General features: G+C 69.7%; 17 protein-coding genes. 11 read left to right on the top strand and 6 right to left on the bottom strand.

The features are described 5' to 3' along the window. Nucleotides 1-990, top strand: a 990-nt coding sequence (locus tag OOT46_RS01860) for a LysR family transcriptional regulator (RefSeq protein WP_265401882.1), incomplete at its 5' end; no start/stop codon positions are given. A gap of 10 nt (nt 991-1000) precedes the next feature. On the opposite strand, the gene OOT46_RS01865 is transcribed toward OOT46_RS01860, so the two are convergent. Next, a complete protein-coding gene (locus OOT46_RS01865; protein WP_265401883.1) occupies nt 1001-2050 on the bottom strand; it encodes an aminoglycoside phosphotransferase family protein in 1050 nt (349 codons plus the stop codon). 307 nt (nt 2051-2357) lie between these two features. On the opposite strand from OOT46_RS01865, the gene OOT46_RS01870 reads away from it, so the two are divergent. From OOT46_RS01870 to rsmA, 3 genes are read left to right on the top strand one after another with little or no spacing between them, the layout of a single operon-like run. Then, a complete protein-coding gene (locus OOT46_RS01870; RefSeq protein ID WP_265401884.1) occupies nt 2358-4574 on the top strand; it encodes an LPS-assembly protein LptD in 2217 nt (738 codons plus the stop codon). Nucleotides 4575-4598: 24 nt separating this feature from the next. Beyond that, the gene (locus OOT46_RS01875) at nt 4599-5933 is read left to right on the top strand and encodes a peptidylprolyl isomerase (RefSeq protein ID WP_265401885.1); all 1335 of its coding nucleotides are present in this window, start codon (nt 4599-4601) and stop codon (nt 5931-5933) included. Between the two features lie 10 nt (nt 5934-5943). After that, nucleotides 5944-6714: a 16S rRNA (adenine(1518)-N(6)/adenine(1519)-N(6))-dimethyltransferase RsmA gene (gene rsmA, locus OOT46_RS01880; protein ID WP_265401886.1), complete on the top strand. Its 771-nt coding sequence runs from the start codon at nt 5944-5946 to the stop codon at nt 6712-6714. Between the two features lie 91 nt (nt 6715-6805). Here rsmA and OOT46_RS01885 read toward each other — a convergent pair whose 3' ends face one another. The 4 genes from OOT46_RS01885 to OOT46_RS01900 all read right to left on the bottom strand — a co-directional run bounded on the left by OOT46_RS01885 (nt 6806) and on the right by OOT46_RS01900 (nt 10401). Further along, on the bottom strand, nt 6806-6946 hold the full coding sequence (locus OOT46_RS01885; RefSeq protein ID WP_265401887.1) for a hypothetical protein: 141 nt from the start codon (nt 6944-6946) through the stop codon (nt 6806-6808). Nucleotides 6947-6987: 41 nt separating this feature from the next. Next, nucleotides 6988-7383, bottom strand: a complete 396-nt coding sequence (locus OOT46_RS01890; RefSeq protein WP_265402109.1) for a barstar family protein — start codon at nt 7381-7383, stop codon at nt 6988-6990. A gap of 26 nt (nt 7384-7409) precedes the next feature. Next, entirely contained in the window at nt 7410-7799 is a 390-nt protein-coding gene (locus OOT46_RS01895; RefSeq protein WP_265401888.1) for a ribonuclease, read from the bottom strand. Nucleotides 7800-8106: 307 nt separating this feature from the next. Next, nucleotides 8107-10401 (bottom strand): NADP-dependent malic enzyme, encoded by a 2295-nt coding sequence (locus tag OOT46_RS01900; RefSeq protein WP_265401889.1) that lies wholly within the window; start codon nt 10399-10401, stop codon nt 8107-8109. Between the two features lie 325 nt (nt 10402-10726). Here OOT46_RS01900 and OOT46_RS01905 point away from each other — a divergent pair, with 325 nt between their 5' ends. From OOT46_RS01905 to OOT46_RS01915, 3 genes are all read left to right on the top strand, one after another. Then, nucleotides 10727-12808 (top strand): PAS domain S-box protein, encoded by a 2082-nt coding sequence (locus OOT46_RS01905; protein WP_265401890.1) that lies wholly within the window; start codon nt 10727-10729, stop codon nt 12806-12808. Nucleotides 12809-12830: 22 nt separating this feature from the next. Beyond that, nucleotides 12831-13487, top strand: coding sequence for a response regulator transcription factor (locus tag OOT46_RS01910; RefSeq protein WP_265401891.1), 657 nt, complete (start codon nt 12831-12833; stop codon nt 13485-13487). Nucleotides 13488-13652: 165 nt separating this feature from the next. After that, nucleotides 13653-15458 carry a methyl-accepting chemotaxis protein gene (locus OOT46_RS01915; protein WP_265401892.1) on the top strand — a complete coding sequence of 602 codons (1806 nt, stop codon included), beginning with the start codon at nt 13653-13655 and terminating at the stop codon, nt 15456-15458. 12 nt (nt 15459-15470) lie between these two features. Here the strand turns inward: OOT46_RS01915 and OOT46_RS01920 are convergent, their stop codons facing one another. Beyond that, nucleotides 15471-15950, bottom strand: coding sequence for a hypothetical protein (locus OOT46_RS01920; RefSeq protein ID WP_265401893.1), 480 nt, complete (start codon nt 15948-15950; stop codon nt 15471-15473). Between the two features lie 177 nt (nt 15951-16127). Here OOT46_RS01920 and thiL point away from each other — a divergent pair, with 177 nt between their 5' ends. From thiL to OOT46_RS01940, 4 genes are read left to right on the top strand one after another with little or no spacing between them, the layout of a single operon-like run. After that, a complete protein-coding gene (gene thiL / locus OOT46_RS01925; protein ID WP_265402110.1) occupies nt 16128-17084 on the top strand; it encodes a thiamine-phosphate kinase in 957 nt (318 codons plus the stop codon). A 2-nt stretch (nt 17085-17086) separates the two neighbouring features. Next, a complete protein-coding gene (locus tag OOT46_RS01930; protein ID WP_265401894.1) occupies nt 17087-17659 on the top strand; it encodes a phosphatidylglycerophosphatase A in 573 nt (190 codons plus the stop codon). 50 nt (nt 17660-17709) lie between these two features. Then, nucleotides 17710-18240 (top strand): CinA family protein, encoded by a 531-nt coding sequence (locus OOT46_RS01935; protein WP_265401895.1) that lies wholly within the window; start codon nt 17710-17712, stop codon nt 18238-18240. Between the two features lie 33 nt (nt 18241-18273). After that, complete coding sequence (locus OOT46_RS01940; protein ID WP_265401896.1) at nt 18274-19218, top strand: 2-hydroxyacid dehydrogenase; 945 nt, start codon at nt 18274-18276, stop codon at nt 19216-19218. The last annotated feature ends 8 nt before the right edge of the window (nt 19219-19226 follow it).

Below are 19226 nucleotides of genomic sequence, written 5' to 3' on the forward strand. Positions count from 1 at the left end.
ATGCGCGTGTTCTCCAAGGTCATCGACGAGGGCAGCTTCGCCGCTGCAGCCCGGGCCCTGGACCTGTCGGCCGCGGTGGTGACCCGGCTGGTGGCGGACCTGGAGGCGCATCTCGGCGCCCGCCTGATCCAGCGCACCACCCGCAGGCTGGCGCTCACCGACATCGGCGAGACCTACCTCGAACGGGTGCGCCAGATCCTCACCGAGGTGGAGGAGGCGGAGGCCCTGGCGAGCGCGGCGGTGGCCGAACCGAAGGGCCATCTGAGGGTGCTGGTGTCGGGCGCCTTCGCGGTCCACCAGCTCGCCAAGCACTTGCCCAAGTTCCGCGACCAGTGCCCCAAGGTCACGGTGGACCTGACCGCGGGCGGGCCGGTGGAGGCGGCTGACGAGGCCTATGACGTGTCCATCCTGATCGTCGGGCCGCGGCCGCTGACCGGCGACTTCGTCGCCCGCAAGCTGGCCCGCACCGAGGTGGTCGCCTGCGCCGCGCCGTCCTACCTGGAGAAGCGCGGCCGGCCGCAACAGCCCACCGACCTGGCCGACCACGAATGCCTGATCGCCAACCTGCCCAGCGTGCCGCGCACCTGGCGCTTCGAGAGCTGCCCCTTCGGGGCTGCCGCGACCGGCGGGGTCGAGGTCGAGCCGCGCGCGGCCCTGACCACCCACCATATCGACACGCTCTACGCGGCCGCGCTGGCGGGGCTCGGCATCGTCGGCCTGCCGTCCTTCATGGTCGAGGACGCGCTGCTGGAACACGCGCTGGAGCGTGTGCTGCCGGAGTGGCGCATCATGAGCTACACGATCTACGCGGCCATGCCCAGCCGCAAGTACGTGCCGGCGCGCACGCGAGCCTTCATGGACTTCCTGATCAACACCTTCGGCGCCGAGGACCGCGACCCCTGGCTGGCCGCGGCCGGCTGCGAGACCGGACCCTTCCGCGACCCGGCCGACCGTGAGGCCGGCACGGAACCGCTGGAGTGGGCGGCCTGAGGGGCGCCGTTCAGAAGGTGTAGCCGGCCTCGCGCTGCTCGCCCGCCAGGCGCTCGAGCAGCTGGGCCAGCGGGGTGAGCACCCGGTAGCGCGCCGCCACGCGGTGTGCATAGCGCCACACCATCGGCAGGTCCTTGAGGTAGCCGTCCTTGCCGTCCCGGTGGTAGAGGCGGCAGAAGATGCCGAGCACCTTGAGGTGGCGCTGCAGCCCCATCCATTCGAAGTCGCGCCAGAACTCGCCGAAGTCGTCGCTGACCGGAAGACCGGCCTTGCGCGCCTTCTGCCAGTAGCGCACCGCCCAGTCGATCTGCTGCTCCTCCTCCCACTCGATGTACGCGTCGCGCAGCAGCGAGGCGAGGTCGTAGGTGATGGGCCCCCAGACCGCGTCCTGGAAGTCGATCACGCCGGGATTGCCGGGCGCGTTGCACACCATCAGGTTGCGCGAGTGGTAGTCGCGGTGCACCAGCACCGCCGGCTGGGCCAGCGTGGCCTTGAGGATGAGCTCGAACGACTCGTGCAGCAGGCGGCGCTCGTCGTCGCTGAGTTCGACGCCGGCGTGGCGCACGATGTACCAGTCGGGGAAGAGTTGCAGCTCGCGCGTCAGCAGGGCGCGGTCATAGGGCGGTACCTCGGTCGCGGCGGCGATGGCCTGCATGCGCACCAGCGCGGTGGTCGCGTCGTCGTAGAGGTCGGGGGCGCTGCTTGCGTCCAGCCGGGCCAGGTAGGTGGTGGTGCCGAGGTCGGACAGCAGCATGAAGCCGTCGGCCTCGTTCCACTCGAGGATCTCGGGCGCGTTCAGCCCGGCCGTGCGCAGCATCCGGCCGACCTTGACGAAAGGCCGGCAGTCCTCGTGGCTGGGCGGTGCGTCCATGATGATGCGGCTGCCCTCGGCGCTGTCGACCCGGAAGTAGCGGCGGAAGCTGGCATCGGCGCTGGCGCTGCGCAGCGACGCCGGATCGATCCCGTGCCGGCTCAGGCTGACGAGCCAGCGCTCGAAGGCGGCGCGGCGCTGCTCGTCGGCCCAGTGGATCGCGGGGGGGATCGCTGCTTGAGAAGTCATGGCGAGGAAGCGAGAAGGTCAGGTGCGCCGCCGCTGTTGCCGGGCGCGCGGAGCACCCGGTCACGGCGGATTTGCGCCATACGAAGCCGGACGAAGAGGCTGTGGCGGCCCGGCAAAAGGGCCGCGCGATGGCTGCTGCGAAGGCTCATGGAATAATCGATTCTACAAACCGCCCGGCCAGGGGCATCGTGCAGGAGGGCCCAGCCGCGGTGATCCTTCACAGCCCCGCTGTGTGTCCACCGCCTTCAGCCGCCCGACTGTTTTGCATCGCCAGCCTCCCGTCACGCCTGTCCCTCGCCTGCGACCCGTGGCCGCAGCCTGCTTGCTCGCCGCATGGTGCAGCGTCCAGGCGCAGCAGGCCGCGCCCGCCCCGAGCGACGAAAATCAACTGCCCGTCACCGTGGAGGCCCGCGAGCTGCGTGGCCGTCCCGACATCGACGCCATCGCCGAAGGCGACGTCGAGCTCAAGCGCGGGCCGACCACCATCCGTGCCGACCGCCTCGAGTACGACATCCCGAAGGGCATCGCCAAGGCGCGCGGCAACGTCAAGATCACCCGCGACGGCAATGTCTTCAGCGGCCCGGAGCTGCAGCTGCAGATCCAGCGCTACGAAGGCTTTTTTATCAACCCCAGCTATTTTTTCGCCGTGACGCAGGCCGGCGGGCAGGCTGAGCGCATTGACTTCCTGGGCCAGCAACGGGTTTCGGCGACCGCCGCCACCTACTCCAGCTGCACCCCCGACGACCAGGGCGACTACGCCTGGATGCTCAAGGGGCGGCACGTCCATCTGGACTTCGAGAACGACGTCGGCACTGCCGAGGGCGGGGTGCTGACCTTCTACGGCGTGCCCATCCTGGGCGCGCCCTACCTGAGCTTTCCGCTGTCGGACAAGCGCAAGTCGGGCTGGCTGCCGCCCACGCCGGGCTTCGACAGCAAAAGCGGCTTCGAGTTCGCGGTCCCCTACTACTGGAACATCGCGCCCAACTTCGACATGACGCTGGCGCCCGGCATCATGACCAAGCGCGGTGCCACCCTGGGCGCTCAGGCGCGCTACCTGCAGCCCGACTACGAGGGCGAGCTCAACCTTCACCTGCTGCCGCAAGACCGCGTCTGGGGCGGCTCGCGCAGCCTGGTGCACTTCCTGCATGACGGCCGGCTGCCCTTCGAGGGCCGCTACGGGGTGGACGTCAACCGCGTGTCCGACGACGACTACTGGGAAGATCTGGAGCGCAACATCCCCGGCCTGACGCGCCGGCTGCTGCCGGGCAACGCGCATGCGAGCTGGTGGCTGCAGGACTGGAACCTTTATACGCGGGTGCAACGCTGGCAGGTGTTGCAGGACCCGGCCTCGCCGATCGAGGCGCCCTATTCCCGCGAGCCGCAGGTGGGCGTGAGGCGCGGTCTGGACCTGGGCGGCGGCTTCAGCGCCTCGGTCGAGACCGAGATCAATCGCTTCGCGCTCTACGACCGTGCCAGCGCTGCCGACGACCGGCCCGACGCCACCCGCGTGCATGCCCTGGCCAGCCTGAGCTGGTCGGTGGTCGACACGCCGGGCTGGTATTTGCGGCCGCGGCTGTCGCTCAATGCAGCCAGCTACAGCATCGACGCAACCCGCAGCGAGGGCCGGCGCTCCGAAGCGCGTGCCATCCCGACCTTCAGCATCGACAACGGCTGGATCTTCGAGCGCCAGGCCGAGTGGTTCGGGCGGCGCTACCTGCAGACCTTCGAGCCCCGGCTGCTGTACGTCAACACACCCTATCGCGACCAGAGCGACATCCCGGTGTTCGACTCCGCAGCGAAGGACTTCAACCTCACCTCGCTGTTCACCGACAACCCGTTCTCGGGGGTGGACCGTGTCGCCGACGCCCATCATCTGACCCTGGGTGCCTACACGCGCTTTTTCGACGAGGCCAGCGGTGCCGAGGCGTTGCGCCTGGGCCTGGCGCAGCGCTACCTGCTCCGCGAGCAGCGCATCACGCCCGAGGGCGAGCCCTTCGAGGAGCGCTTCAGCGACGTGATGTTGACCGGCTCCACGGGCGTGATCCCCAACTGGTGGCTCAGCGCTTCGACCCAGTACAACCCGGATATCCGCCGCACCGTGCGCTCCACGGTCGGCGTGCGGTTCTCGCCCGGGAACTTCCGCACCCTCGGGGCGAACTACACCTTCACGCGCGGCTCCAGCGAGCAGATCGACCTCGGTTGGCAGTGGCCGCTCTACCGCGGCAAGCCCTCGCAAAGCGCGAGCGGCTCGGGCTGCACCGCATCGCTCTACACGGTCGGGCGGGCCAACTACAGCATGCGCGAGCGGCGCCTGACCGAATCCCTGATGGGCTTCGAGTACGACGCCGGCTGCTGGATCGGCCGCCTGGCGGTCGAACGAAACTCGATCAGCCGCAGCGAGGGCACCACCCGCCTGATGTTCCAGCTCGAATTCGTCGGTCTGTCCCGGCTCGGTTTCGGCGCCAATCCGCTGCGGGTCTGGCAGGACAATATCCCGGGCTACCAACCGCTGCGCGACGAATAAACGCAGCCGAACCCTACACGACGTATGACCCCATCCTTTTCCTTGCTGCGCAGCCTGCGACGCCGCGTCGCGGCCGCTGCCGCGGCCTTCCTGCTGGCGCCGGGCCTTGCGCTGCCGCAGAGCGGCTCCGCGGCCCGCGGCGGCGATTTCATCGTGGCCGTGGTGAACCAGGAGCTGGTCACCAACAACGATGTGCAGCAGCGCCTGGCGCGCATCGAGCAGGACGCGGCCCGCAACGGCGCCCGCCTGCCGCCGCGCGAGCAGCTGCGCCAGCAGGTGCTGGACGCCCTGATCGACGACCGTGCGCAGCTCTCGCACGCCCGCAACATCGGCCTGCGCATCGATGAGGCCGAGATCGACCGTGCGGTCGGCAACGTGGCGGCGCAGAACCAGCTCTCGCTGCCGCAGCTGCGCGAGCGCCTGCGCAACCAGGGCATCGACTTCGCGCGCTTCCGAAACAACGTGCGCGACGAGCTGATGCTCAGCCGCCTGCGCGAGCGTGAGGTGCAGGCCCGCATCCGGGTCAGCGACGCCGACATCCAGAAGTTCCTCAACGAACTGCGCGGCGAGGCTGCCGGCGCCGCCGAATACAACATCGCCCAGGTGCTGGTCGCGGTGCCCGAGGGCGCCACGCCCCAGCAGGACGCCGAACGCCGCGCGCGGGCCGAGGACGTGCTCGCGCGGGCCAAGGCCGGCACCGCTTTTGCGGAGCTGGTGCGTGACTACTCCGATGGTCCCAACAAGGACCAGGGCGGCCAGCTCGGCATGCGCTCGGCCGACCGCCTGCCCGACCTCTTCGTGCAGGCGGTCAGCGACCTCAAGGCCGGCGAGCTGGTGAGCCAGCCGGTGCGCTCGGGCGCCGGCTACCACGTGCTCAAGCTCATCGAGCGCAAGGACAGCCGCGGCCTGGCCATCACGCAGACGCGCTCGCGTCACATCCTGCTGCGCGTTTCACCTCAGCTGACGCAGCAGACCGCCCTGCGTCGCCTGGCCGACTACAAACGCCAGGTCGAAAGTGGCCAGGCCGGCTTCGCCCAGCTGGCGCGCGAGTTCTCGGAGGACGGCAGCGCCTCGCAGGGCGGCGATCTGGGCTGGGCCAATCCCGGCCAGTTCGTGCCCGAGTTCGAGCAGGTGCTCAACCAGCTCGCCGTCGGCAAGCTGTCCGAGCCCTTCATGTCGCGCTTCGGCGCCCACCTGGTCCAGCTCACCGAACGCCGCGAGGCGCAGCTCGACGCCCGCCAGCAGCGCGAACTCGCGACCAACGCGCTGCGCGAGCAGAAGTTCGACAGCGCCTACGCCGAGTGGGCGCGCGAGATCCGCAACCAGGCCTATATCGAGATGCGCGAGGCGCCGCAGTGAGCGCCCGACCATGAAACACGTCGCCCGCAAGCGTTTCGGTCAGCACTTCCTGACCGACACCTCGGTGCTCGACGGCATCGTCAAGGCCATCGATCCGCGGCCCGGCGACACCTTGGTAGAGATCGGCCCCGGCCTGGGCGCGCTCACCGACCCGCTGCTGGAGCGCTGCGAGCGCCTGACGGTGATCGAGCTCGACCGCGACCTCGCGGCGCGGCTGCGCAAGCGCCCCGAACTGACGGTGGTCGAGTCTGACGTGCTCAAGGTGGACTTCCGGGCGCTGGCCGCGCAACTGGGCGCCATCCGGCTGCGGGTGGTCGGCAACCTGCCCTACAACATCTCCTCGCCGATCGCCTTCCACCTGCTCGAGCAGGTCGACATCATCGAGGACCAGCATTTCATGCTGCAGAAGGAAGTGGTCGACCGCATGGCCGCGGGGCCCGGCCACAAGGACTACGGCCGGCTCAGCGTGATGCTGCAATGGCGCTACGACGTCGAGTCGCTGTTCGAGGTGCCGCCGGAGGCCTTCGAGCCGCCGCCGCGGGTTGACTCCGCGGTGGTCAGGCTGACGCCGCGGCCGGTGCCGCCGGTGCTCGACCGGGCTCGCCTGGGCGAGCTGGTGGCGGTGGCCTTCTCGCAACGCCGCAAGCTGCTGCGGCACAGCCTGGGACGCTGGCTGGAGCAGCAAGGCTACCGAGGCGGGTTCGATCTCCAGCGGCGTGCCGAGGAAGTGCCGGTGGCCGAATACGTGGCGCTGGCCCAGCAGGTCGCTGCGGCGCCCTGAGCGCGGCGCGCGGGCAGCAAAAAGCGGCCTGCGGGCCGCTTTTGCTGCCCGCAGGCCGCTTTTTCAATGCCGGACCGGAGCCCCTGGCGCCTCAGGCCGCCGCCAGCCAGCAGGCGGTGTCGAAGGCGCTGCTCATCAGCGGCATGTTGGTGCCGAAGGCCGGGTTGGCACCGGTCTTGGACGGTTTGCTCGCGGCCGGCTTGGCGGCGGCGATTTCGCTGTTTTGGGCCACTTCGTTGGCCCGCTCCCATGACCCGATTTCCTGGGAGCGGGCTACAGAAAAGAATAAAAACACCTGAATGGTATTTTTCGGTCTGCCCAGTAGTCGGCCGCATCGCGGAAGACATCGAGCAGCTGCTCGCGGGCTTCGCGGTCGAAGCGGGGGTTGTCGGGGATCTGCTCCAGCACGACGATGAAGCCCGGCTGGGGACCGGCCTTGTGCACCAGGTCGGTCATGCAATCGTAGAGCGCGTCGAAGTTCTTGCCGAAGTGGGCCGGGAACAGAAAGGCCTCGGCGATGCCTTCGAGCACCTCCTGCTTGGTCTGGGCGTTGCCCAGGTTGGCGTACAGGAAGTGCTGACCGGTGTCTTGCGCGGTCTGCAACAGGTCTTCCACGCGAAAGGCGCGGATCGACTGGACGATGTTCGGACGGACGGTCTGCAAAAGCATGGTCACGATCCCCTCTTTAGTACGATTCATTCGACGATCCGGCGAAAGCTCGCGTAATGGTCGTCGCTGTAATAGCAGGCCTCAGGGAGGGTGGGCTGGTGGCCTCCGCACACGATGCGCCGCGCGCCGCGATGGCGCACACGGGGCGTCTTGACCGTGTACTCACGGTAGAAGCCACGTGTTTTCGCGGGCAGCAAGCGCTCGCGGTTGTAGAACACCGTCCCGTCCTTGTCGTAGGGGAAGGGACCTCCCTCACGAATCAGACGATGGGTGTCCTGGGCCTGCCGCGGCAACTGGGCCAGTTCGACAACGCCGACACCCGACTGGTTCCCCGAAGTCGCGCCTCTTGTTGCGTCTCGCGCCGTCGAGAGGCCGGGGGGCAGGGTCAGCAACACCGCGGTGAAAGTGACGCTCAAAATGCGGAGCGACTGCCACCGAAGTGACCGAGCAGCGGATGCCACGGGGTTTTCCCTGAAAACTGAAGCCGCGATGGTACTGGTTTGGCGGAAAAACCACAAGCCGCTGCTACATATTTCAGCAGAGATGCAGGGCCTTGAGACCCTTCGATGTGTGCAGTCACTCGCGATGCGAGCGCTGCCGGGTCTGGTCGTCGGGCCCCCGACGGGCTCCGCCTGAATCAGGGAGTCAGGCCGAGAGCGGCACCATCAAGGCGCCGCCCCTGTGAACTACTGCAGATGTCGGCCGGCGCTCCGACACAGGGATTTAACGTGCCGCATTGGCATCGGCGACGGTCAGTGCGGTCATGTTCACGATGCGGCGCACGGTCGCCGAGGGCGTCAGGATGTGTACCGGCTTGGCGGCCCCCAGCAGCACCGGGCCGATCGCAATGCCGCCGCCGGCGGCCTGCTTCAGCAGGTTGTAGCTGATGTTGGCGGCATCGATGTTGGGCAACACCAGCAGGTTGGCCTCGCCGGTCAAGGTGCTGTTGGGCATGAGCTCGCGGCGGTCCTCGGCGTCGAGCGCCACGTCGCCGTGCATCTCCCCGTCCACCTCCAGCCAGGGCGCCTGCTCGCGCAGCAGCTCCAGGGCCTGGCGCATCTTCAGCGCCGAGGGCTGGTTGCTGGAGCCGAAATTGGAGTGCGACAGCAGGGCCGCCTTGGGATGCAGGCCGAAACGCAGCATTTCCTCGGCGGCCAGGATGGTGATCTCGGCGAGCTGCTCGGCACTCGGGTCGTAGTTGACGTGAGTGTCCACCAGCATGATCTGGCGATTGGGCAGGATCAGGCTGTTCATGCAGGCGTAGGTCCTGACCCCCTCGCGCTTGCCGATGACCTGGTCGATGTAGGGCAGGTGCATCGAGGTCGTGCCCCAAGTGCCGCAGATCATGCCGTCGACCTCACCCTTGTGCAGCAGCATCGCGCCGATCAGGGTCAGGCGGCGGCGCATCTCGATCTTGGCGAGCTGCACGTTGACGCCCTTGCGCTCGGTCATGCGATGGTAGGTCTGCCAGTAGTCGCGGTAGCGGTGGTCCCATTCGGTGTTGACCACGTCGTAGTCGCGACCTTCCTCCAGCCGCAGCCCGAAGCGCTCGATGCGCTGGCGCATGATCTCGGGCCGGCCGATCAGGGTCGGGCGGGCCAGGTTCTCGTCCACCGCCACCTGCACCGCGCGCAGCACACGCTCCTCCTCGCCCTCGCAGTACACGACCCGCTTGTGCTCCGCGCGTTTGGCGACCGCGAAGATGGGCTTCATCGTCGTGCCCGAGGCATAGACGAAGCTCTGCAGCTTCTCGCGGTAGGCGTCCATGTCCTCGATCGGGCGCAGTGCCACGCCCGAGTCGGCGGCCGCCTGGGCCACCGCCGGGGCGATGCGCATCATCAGGCGCGGGTCGAAGGGCTTGGGGATCAGGTACTCGGGGCCGAAGCTCAGGGTCGCGCCGGCATAGGCAGCGGCCACCACCTCGCTCTGCTCGGCCTGGGCCAGCTCGGCGATCGCGTGCACGGCGGCGATCTCCATCTCGTCACTGATGGTGGTCGCACGCGAGTCCAGCGCGCCGCGGAAGATGTAGGGGAAACACAGGACGTTGTTGACCTGGTTCGGGTAGTCGGTGCGGCCGGTCGCCATGATCGCGTCGTCGCGCACCGCTTTCACGTCCTCGGGCAGGATCTCGGGCGTCGGGTTGGCCAGCGCGAAGATCAGCGGTTTGGCCGCCATGCGCTGCACCATGTGGGGCTTGAGCACGCCACCGGCCGACAGGCCCAGGAAGATGTCGGCGCCCTCGATAGCCTCGGTGAGCGTGCGCAGTTCGGTCTTCTGCGCGAACTGGGCCTTGTCCGGGTCCATCAGCTCGGTGCGGCCCTCGTAGACCACGCCGGCCAGGTCCGTCACCCAGATGTTCTCGCGCGGCATGCCGAGCTTCACCAGCAGGTTCAGGCAGGCCAGCGCCGCAGCGCCGGCGCCCGAGGACACCAGCTTCACGTTGCGGATGTCCTTGCCGACCACCTTGAGACCGTTGATCGTGGCCGCGCCGACCACGATTGCGGTGCCGTGCTGGTCGTCGTGGAAGACCGGGATGCGCATGCGCTCGCGCAGCTTGCGCTCGACGTAGAAGCAGTCCGGCGCCTTGATGTCCTCGAGGTTGATGCCGCCGAAGGTGGGCTCCAAGGCGGCGATCACGTCCACCAGCTTGTCGAGGTCCTTCTCGTTGACCTCGATGTCGAACACGTCGATGCCGGCGAACTTCTTGAACAGCACACCCTTGCCTTCCATCACCGGCTTGGCGGCCAGCGGGCCGATGTCGCCCAGCCCCAGCACCGCAGTGCCGTTGGTCACGACGGCCACCAGGTTGCCGCGGGAGGTGTAGCGGAAGGCGTTGTTCGGGTCGCTGACGATCTCCTCGCAGGCCGCTGCCACACCGGGCGAGTAGGCCAGCGCGAGGTCGCGCTGGTTGACCAGCGACTTGGTGGCGGCGATCGCTACCTTGCCCGGGGTCGGGTATTCGTGGTACTCAAGGGCCGCTCGGCGCAGCTCGGCACGTTTTTCTTCAGCGGTGGGCATCACTGTCCTTCGTGATTGATGCGATGGGCGTCCGTCTTGAACGAGGCTGCACGAGCCGACAGCAGATCGACAGCTGCCGTCCACCAGCGCGTCTCGGGCGGGGGAACGATTGTAGGAGCCGGCCGGCGCCCTGCGTTACGGTTTGATCGCCTTGCGGCATCGGTCCATGTGCGACGCGCATGACGCTCTCATGCCCGCGTCGCGCCAAGTGTGGCAAAGCGCACGGCCTCCGGGCATGCGCAATTGTGCGTATGCAAAAGACGTGCGGGCTTCGCAATAGTGGCAGGCGGCGGCCGCAGTGCCGGCGTGCCGCGAGAGACAATGCATGATGCCTGCCGAGCCCGCTCCTCCCCGCAAGGTGCACCCGCTGCGCCGCGCTTTGCCGTGGGTGCTGCTGGTGGGTTTGCTGGCGGTGGCACAGACCGCGCTGGTGCGCCTGACGCTCGACTACGAGTCCTCGCGCGCCCAGGAGCGCGTCGAACAGGCCGCCACCCTCGCCTCCTCGGACATCAAGCAGCGGCTGGGCCGTGACCTGCAGAACCTGCAGGCGCTGCTGTGGAGCGATCCTCCCCCTCAGCGCTGGCGCGCCGGCGCCTCCGAGCTGCTGCACGGACGGCGCGAGCTGGTGCGCATCGAGCTGCGCAACCTCGCTTTCGATATCCATGCCTACACCGAGTCGCCCTACCGGCAGGCGCTGTTCGCGATGCTGTCGCGCGAGTCCATCGACGTCGATGCCGAGGTCGCCTGCGCGACCGCCCGGCGCCTCTCGGGTCCGGCCTATTCGCGCAGCTACTTCGTGCCGCTGCCCGGTGGCTTGGGCGTGGAGTTGCTGGACGTCTGCCTGCCGGTCGTCAAGGAGGGCCGGCTGGACGGTTTCATGGTCGCCTCCTACATGCTGCAGGGACTGCTGACCGAGGCGGCGGGTCTTGTCAGCAGCCAGAACCACGAGCTTGCCTTCGTCGAGGGCGACGGCACCCGGCTGGCGCGCTCGGGCAACACCGCGCGCGGCCGCGGGGTGTTCGTCGCCCAGCGCCTGATCGACCTGCCCGGCAGTGCGCTGCAGCTGCGCCTGGACAGCGCGACCGGGGAGCCGGACCTGATCCCCAACCTCGCCACCGCGCTGGTGCTGGGGCTGTCGCTCGCACTCGGCGCGGTGGTGCTGCTGCTGGTGCGCGATGTGCGCAAGCGGGCCGAGGCCGAGCAGGGGCTGGCCGAGGCGCTGGCCTTCCGCAAGGCGATGGAGGATTCGCTGGTCACCGGCCTGCGCGCGCGTGACGGCGAGGGCCGCATCACCTACGTCAACCCGGCCTTCTGTGAGATGGTCGGCTTCCCGGCCGAGGAGCTGATCGGCAAGATGACCGCGCAGAACCCGCCGCCCTACTGGCCGCCCGAGATGATGGCCGAGTACAGCCGTCGCCAGCAGGGGCGGCTGGCCGGCACCCTGCCGCCGCGCGAGGGCTACGAGACGGTGTTCATGCGGCGCAGCGGCGAGCGTTTCCCGGTGATGGTGTTCGAAGCGCCGCTGGTCGACGGCCAGGGGCGGCACAGCGGCTGGATGAGCGCCGTGCTCGACATCAGCGCGCAGCGCCGCGCCGAGGAGCTGTCGCGCCAGCAGCACGAGAAGCTGCAGGCCACCGCGCGGCTCGCGACCGTTGGCGAGATGGCGTCGCTGCTGAGCCACGAGCTGAACCAGCCGCTGGCCGCGATCTCCAGCTATGCCACCGGCTCGATCAACATGATGCAGGAGGGCCCGCTGGACCCGGCCACCCAGCCACTGATCCAGCAGGCCATCGAGCGTATCGCCGAGCAGGCCGAGCGGGCCGGCCGGGTGATCAAGAGCGTGCACGACTTCGTGCGCCGCCGCGAGCACCTGCGCGAGGCCATCCGGGCCGACCAGCTGATCGAGGCGGTGATGCCGCTGGTGCGGCTGCAGGCGCGCAAGAGCGCGACCCGCATCGAGATCCTGCTGCCGACCGCGCCCGCGCCGATGCCGCGCGTCGTCTGCGACCGCACCATGGTCGAGCAGGTGCTGCTCAACCTCACGCGCAACGGCATCCAGGCCATGGAGGAGCTGCCGATCGAGCAGCGCGTGCTGACCCTCCAGGCGCGCCAGACCCACCCGCGCTGGGTCGAGTTCTCGGTCATCGACCAGGGGCTTGGCATTGCCGACGAGGTGGCGGCTCAGCTGTTCACGCCCTTCTTCACGACCAAGAGCGAAGGCATGGGCCTGGGCCTGAGCCTGTGCCGCACGGTGATCGAGCAGCACGGCGGGGTGCTCCTGTTCGAGAACGCCTCCGACGACAACGGCGGCAGCGGTGCTTGCTTTCGGTTTACCCTTGCATCGGAGCCCAGCAGCGCCGCCAGTCGCGAGGCGGCGGCCGAGCAGGCCCCGGCGAGCCCGCCCTGATCCTCACGAACCGCCACGAGCCATGAGCCCCCACGCTATCCCCACGGTGTACCTGGTCGACGACGAGGATGTGCTGCGTGACGCGCTGGCCTGGCTGCTGCGCTCGCGCCGGCTGTTGTCGGAGGGGTATGCCTCGGCCGAAGCCTTCGAGGCGATGCTGGAGCAACGCCGCGCGCAGGGCATGGCGCTGCCGCGCGATCCCTGCTGCCTGCTGCTGGACGTGCGCATGCCAGGCATGAGCGGTCTGGCGCTGTTCGACCGGCTGATCGAGCGCGGCCTGACCGAGGTGATGCCGGTGATCTTCCTGACCGGGCACGCCGACGTGCCGACCGCGGTGGCGGCGGTCAAGCGCGGCGCTTTCGACTTCGTCGAGAAGCCGTTTTCCGACAACGCCCTGGTCGACCGCGTCGAGCAGGCGCTGCAGCGCAGCGCCGAGGTGCTGGGGCAGCACCGCGAGGCCCAGGCGATCCGCAAGAAGCTGGCCGAGCTGACGGAACGCGAGCGCGACGTGATGCGCCTGGTCATCGAGGGCCGGCCCAACAAGCTGATCGCCGACGATTTGGACATCAGCGTGCGCACCGTGGAGGTGCACCGCGCCCGCGTCTTCGAGAAGATGGAGGTGAAGTCGGCGGTCGAGCTGGCCAACCTGCTGCGCGGCGCGGGGCTGGACGCGGGCTGAGGCCGCGGCCGAGGGCGGGCAATCCGCGGCAAAGTGCCGGGATCGCAGGAAAACTCCTCAAGGTCTCGGCGCTGCCGCCGAACACCCAGGCGGACCCTGAGCGACAAGGCGCAGTGCGTCGCCTTGCGCATCCCGGGTTGTTTCTTTCTGCCTGGACTCGGCCTCATGCTTGTTTCGCTGCGCACACGCATTCTCCTTATCGCGGTCGCCATCGTGACCGTCGCGCTCACGCTCACCGGTACCACCACCTACTACCTGACGCGTGCCCACAACCAGGAGGCCACGCGCCAGCTGCTGCTGTCCGCTACCGGGGGGCATGCGCTGGCGATCGCCGAGTGGGTGCGGCTGAAGTCGGCCGCCGTCGCTGCCGGCGCGGAAGCGGCCCGCGCGGCCGACCCCATGCCTTTCCTGCGGCAGCTGCAGCGCTCGGCCGGCTTCGACATCGCCTACATCGGCTTTCCGGACAAGCGCGCGCTGTTCACCGATGCCGAGGGCCTGGACGCCAGCTACGATCCGACCAGCCGCCCCTGGTACCAGCAGGCCGTGCAGGCGGGCCAGCCCGTCGTGACCGAGCCTTACATGGATGCCGGCACCGGCAAGCTGGTCGTAACCTTCGCCGCGCCCATCCTGGCCGACGGCCAGCTGCAGGCGGTGGTGGCCGGCGACGTGGCGCTGGACGGCGTGATCGCCAACGTGACCTCGGTGCACCCCACGCCCGCCAGCCTGGCCTTCCTGATCGGTGGCGACGGCAAGCTGATTGCGCATCCGGATGCCAAACGCACCCTGTACCCGGTGACCGACATCGCGCCGGCACTGACGTCCACGGCGCTGCAGGCGCTCGCCGGTGCCGAACAGCCGGTGCCCGCCGCCGTGGGTGGCGTCGCCAAGCTGCTGCGTTCCGCCGACGTGGCCGGCACCGGCTGGCGCCTGGTTGTCGCGCTCGACGAGCACGAGGCCAATGCCAGCATGCGCAGCGTGCTGGCGACCACCGCCTTCGCGCTGCTGCTGGTGGGCGCCGGCGCGGCTGCCGTGATGTGGGGGCTGACCGGCAGCGCCTTCGCGCGCCTGCGCCAGGTGCGTGACGCGATGCGGGACATTGGCGCGGGCACCGGCGACCTGAGCCAGCGGCTGCCGGTGGCCGGCCGCGACGAGGTGGCGCAGATTGCGCGCTCCTTCAACGTGTTCGTCGACAAGATGAACGGCGTGCTGCTGCGCATCCGCGACAGCAGCGAATCGGTGAGCACCGCCACCGGCGAGATTGCGGCGGGCAACCTGGACCTCTCCTCCCGCACCGAGCAGGCCGCCTCCAGCATCCAGCAGACTGCGTCTTCGATGGAGCAGCTGACCTCGGCCGTGCAGGGCTCGGCCCAGGCGGCCCGGCAGGCCAACGAGCTCGCGACCTCGGCGGCCGGCGTGGCGACCGAGGGCGGTGCCGTGGTGTCGCAGGTGGTCGCGACGATGGACGAGATCCGGCAGTCGTCGGCGCGCATCGCCGACATCATCGGCGTGATCGACGGCATCGCCTTCCAGACCAACATCCTGGCACTCAACGCGGCGGTCGAGGCCGCCCGTGCCGGCGAGCAGGGACGCGGCTTCGCGGTGGTGGCCAGCGAAGTGCGCACCCTGGCGCAGCGCTCCTCGCAGGCGGCACGCGAGATCCGCACGCTGATCGTGAGCTCCGGCGAGAAGGTCGAGTCGGGTGCCGTGCTGGTCGCCGACGCGGGTGGCACGATGCAGCGCATCGTCGAGAGCGTGCACCGTGTCGCGCAGATCATCGGCGAGATCTCGGCGTCCAGCCAGGAGCAGAGCGCCGGCATCGGCCAGGTCGGCACGGCCGTCCACCAGCTCGACCTGGTCACGCAGCAGAACGCCGCGCTGGTGGAGCAATCGAGCGCCGCGGCCGCCAGCCTGCGCGAGCAGGCCTCCGCGCTGGCCGAGGTGGTGCGGGGCTTCCGCCTGGCCGCGGCCTGAAGCAGGTGGTTTTCAGCCGACCGGCTGGCCCAGCAACTCCTGCAGAGCCAGCTGCAGCACCCTGGCATCGCTGCTGGCACGGTGCCGCTGCAGGCCGGTGCGTGCCAGCACCGCGGCCTTGACGGCCGGCCAGCGTGACGCCGCTTCTTCGCTCAGCAGCGTCCGCAGGCTCTCGAGCCGGAAACCCGGCTCTCGCCCGGCGGCGTCGTAGAGCTGGTGCAGCCAGGCAAAATCGTGGCCCCAACCGTCGCTGTAGACGCACAGGCCGTCGAGGTGACCCGCCAGCAGATCGGCCACATCGCCGGGTGGGCGGCCGTGCCGCTCCAGGGTAGCGCGGCTGATGCCGTGGACCGCCTCGGCGCCGATATCCCACCGGGTCCAGCCGGGCTCGGGGCGGATCAGCGAGCAGAAGGCGCGCCCGTCCGGCAGCACGAAACCGACCTCGATCGGGTAGCTGCCGGCGCCGAACCCGCAGGCTTCGAAGTCGATCACGGGCGGAGCCGGGGGGGCAGGTCGGAGCGTCCATGAGCGCTTCAAGCAATTTCTCGACCTGGGGCAGCGGGCCGGCTTTTGCGAACCGAGGGTCAAGGGCGTCGGGCGGTCGTCACGAGTGCCGACCGATGCGCGGGCCGGACTCTGTGTCCGGTAGGCGAGAATCGGCCCATGAGCCTGGGTGAATTCGAACTGATCGAGCGCTTTTTCTCGCGGCCCGTGCAGCGCGCCGCGCTGGGTGTGGGTGACGACTGCGCGCTGCTGCGGCTGGAGCCCGGCATGCAACTCGCGACCTCCAGCGACCTGCTGGTCGAAGGCCGTCACTTTCTCTCCACGGTGGCTCCCGAGCGGCTGGGCCACAAGGCCCTGGCCGTCAATCTCTCCGATCTGGCAGCCTGCGGCGCCCGGCCGCTGGCCTTCACCCTGAGCCTGTCGCTGCCGCGTGCCGAGCCCGGCTGGCTGGAAGCCTTCGCGGGCGGCCTGCTGGCGCTGGCCGATGCGCACGGCTGCGAGCTGGTCGGGGGCGACACGACCCGCGGGCCGCTGGTCATCAACATCACCGTCTACGGTGAAGTACCGCCGGGCGCGGCACTGCTGCGCAGCGGTGCCCGGGCCGGCGACGAGCTGTGGGTCAGCGGCGTGCTGGGCGACGCCCGGCTGGCACTGGAGGCCTTCCGCGGTACCGTGAGCCTGCCAGGTGAGCACTTCGAGCGGGCCCGCCGCGCGATGGAACTGCCCACCCCGCGGGTGGCGCTCGGGATGGCGCTGCGCGGCATCGCCAGCAGCGCGATCGATCTGTCCGACGGCTTGATCGGCGACCTCGGCCACGTGCTGCGGCGCTCGGGCGTCGGCGCCACCCTGTGGGCCGACGCGCTGCCCCACAGCGCGCTGCTGGCCGGACAGCCCGAGCGCTGGCGGCGCGAGTGCAGCCTGGCCGGCGGCGACGACTACGAGCTGCTCTTCTGCGCCCCGGCGCACCGGCACGCGGAGGTGCAGGCCGCCGCCGCTCAGGCCGGCGTGCCGGTCACCCGGGTCGGCCGCGTCGAGGCCGAGCCGGGCTTGCGCATCGTTGATGCCCAGGACCGTCTGCTGGACCTGGGCCTCGCCGCCTTCGACCATTTCCACCACGGCTGAACATGCTGTTCTCCTCCTCCTCTTCCTCTTCCTCCCCGGCTGCGGGCACCGCAGCGCCGGTGCTCGACGTCCGCTTCCTGTGTTCCCATCCGGCCCACTGGATGGCACTCGGCTTCGGCAGCGGCCTGAGTCCGGTGGCCCCCGGCACCGTCGGTACGCTGTGGGCCTGGCTCAGCTTCACGGTGCTGGACCTGTGGCTCACCGACCGGCACTGGGCCCTGCTGCTGGTCGCCGGCACGGTGGTGGGCTGGTGGGCCTGCACCGTCACCGCCGCCCACCTGCGCCGCGAGGACCCGGGCAATATCGTCTGGGACGAAGTGATTGCCTTCTGGCTGGTGTTGTGGCTGCTGACGCCGCCGGCCGGCAGCGACGCGGGCGGGGGTGGGTGGACCCAGCTGGCGGCCTTCCTGTGCTTCCGCTTTTTCGACGCTGCCAAGCCCGGTCCGGTGCGTTGGGCCGACCGGCGCTTCAAGGGCGGCGGCTGGCGTGGCGGCTTCGGTATCCTGTTCGACGACCTGGTGGCCGCCTTCTGTACCCTGCTGGTGTTCGCGCTGTGGCGCGCCCTGGTGCACTGAAGGCGCGCTGAAGCCGAGCCGAGATCAACATGCATACGGAGGAAACGCCGATGGGTCCAGCCCGCACCGCCCCGCCGTCCACGTCCCAGGCGGCCGCCTGGCCCGACGCCGTGCCCACCCAGCTGGGCCTGGCGCTGGCCGCGCGCGGCCTGAAGCTCGTCACAGCGGAGTCCTGCACCGGCGGGCTCATCGCCGGCGCCTGCACCTCGGTGGCCGGATCGAGCGACTGGTTCGAGCGTGGCTTCGTGACCTATTCCAACGCGGCCAAGACCGAGTTGCTGGGCGTGCCGGGCGAGCTGATCGAACGCCACGGAGCCGTCAGCCGCGAGGTGGCGCTGGCGATGGCGATGGGTGCGCTGCAGCATTCGCGCGGCCAGTTCGCCATCTCGGTGACCGGCATCGCCGGGCCAGGCGGCGGCAGCGAGGCCAAGCCGGTGGGCACCGTGTGGTTCGGTTTTGCGCGCACCGCCGGGCAGGTGCACACCGAGTGCGTGCGCTTCAAGGGCGATCGCAGCCAGGTGCGCTCGAGCTCGGTGGCGCACGCCATGACGCGGGCGCTGGCGATCGTCAGCGCGGACTGAGGCCGTTCCGATCTTCCGCATGTCGTTTGCGTCATGAGCCTCCTGCTGGCGACCTCCTTCGACGCCCCCGAGCTGGCCCTCTGGCAAACCGAGCTGGAACGGCACCTGGGCCCCGAGCGATGGTGTGTCTGGCACCCGGACCTCGGCGCCGCCGAACGCGAGGCCGTCGAGATCGCCATCGTCGCCAACCCGCCGCCGGGCAGCCTGCAGGGCCTGCCCAGGCTGCGGCTGATCCAGTCCCTCTGGGCCGGCGTGGACCGGCTGCTGCGCGACCCGGCGCTGCCGACCGGGGTGCCGCTGGCGCGCATGGTGGATCCAGCGATGAACGAGGCCATGGCCGAGACCGCGCTGTGGGCGGTGCTGTCGCTGCAGCGGGGCTATTTCGACTACGCCGAGCAGCAGCGCGAGGCCCGCTGGCTGCGGCACGGCCAGCGCCGTGCCGACGCGTTTCGCGTGCTGGTGCTCGGGCTGGGCGAGATGGGCCGCACGGTGGCCGGGCGGCTGGTGCGCAACGGCTACCGCGTCGCGGGCTGGAGCCGGCGTCCGGCGGCACTGCCCGGCGTGGCCTGCTACGCCGGGCCGGAAGGGCTGGAGCAGGCGTTGGCCGAGGCCGAGGTGGTCGTCAACCTGCTGCCGCTGACGCCGGCCACCGAGGGCCTGTTCAACGCCAGAACCTTCACCCGCATGCGCGAAGGCAGCAGCCTGGTGAACCTGGCAAGAGGCAGCCACGTGGTGGAAGCGGATCTCCTGGTGGCCTTGGAGGAAGGGCGGCTGCACCGGGCGGTGCTGGACGTGTTCGCCCGCGAGCCGCTGCCGGCCGACAGCCTGCTGTGGTCGCACCCTCGGGTCACGGTGCTGCCGCATGTTGCGGCGCAGACCGACCCGGTGACGGCCGCCCGCATCGCGGCGGCGAATGTGCGAGCCCTGCGGGCCGGGCAGGCGCTGAGCCACCTGGTCGATGCGGCAAGAGGGTACTGAGCAGGCCT

Origin of the sequence: Aquabacterium sp. A7-Y, assembly GCF_026153205.1 — a bacterium.
GTDB lineage: Bacteria > Pseudomonadota > Gammaproteobacteria > Burkholderiales > Burkholderiaceae_C > Caldimonas.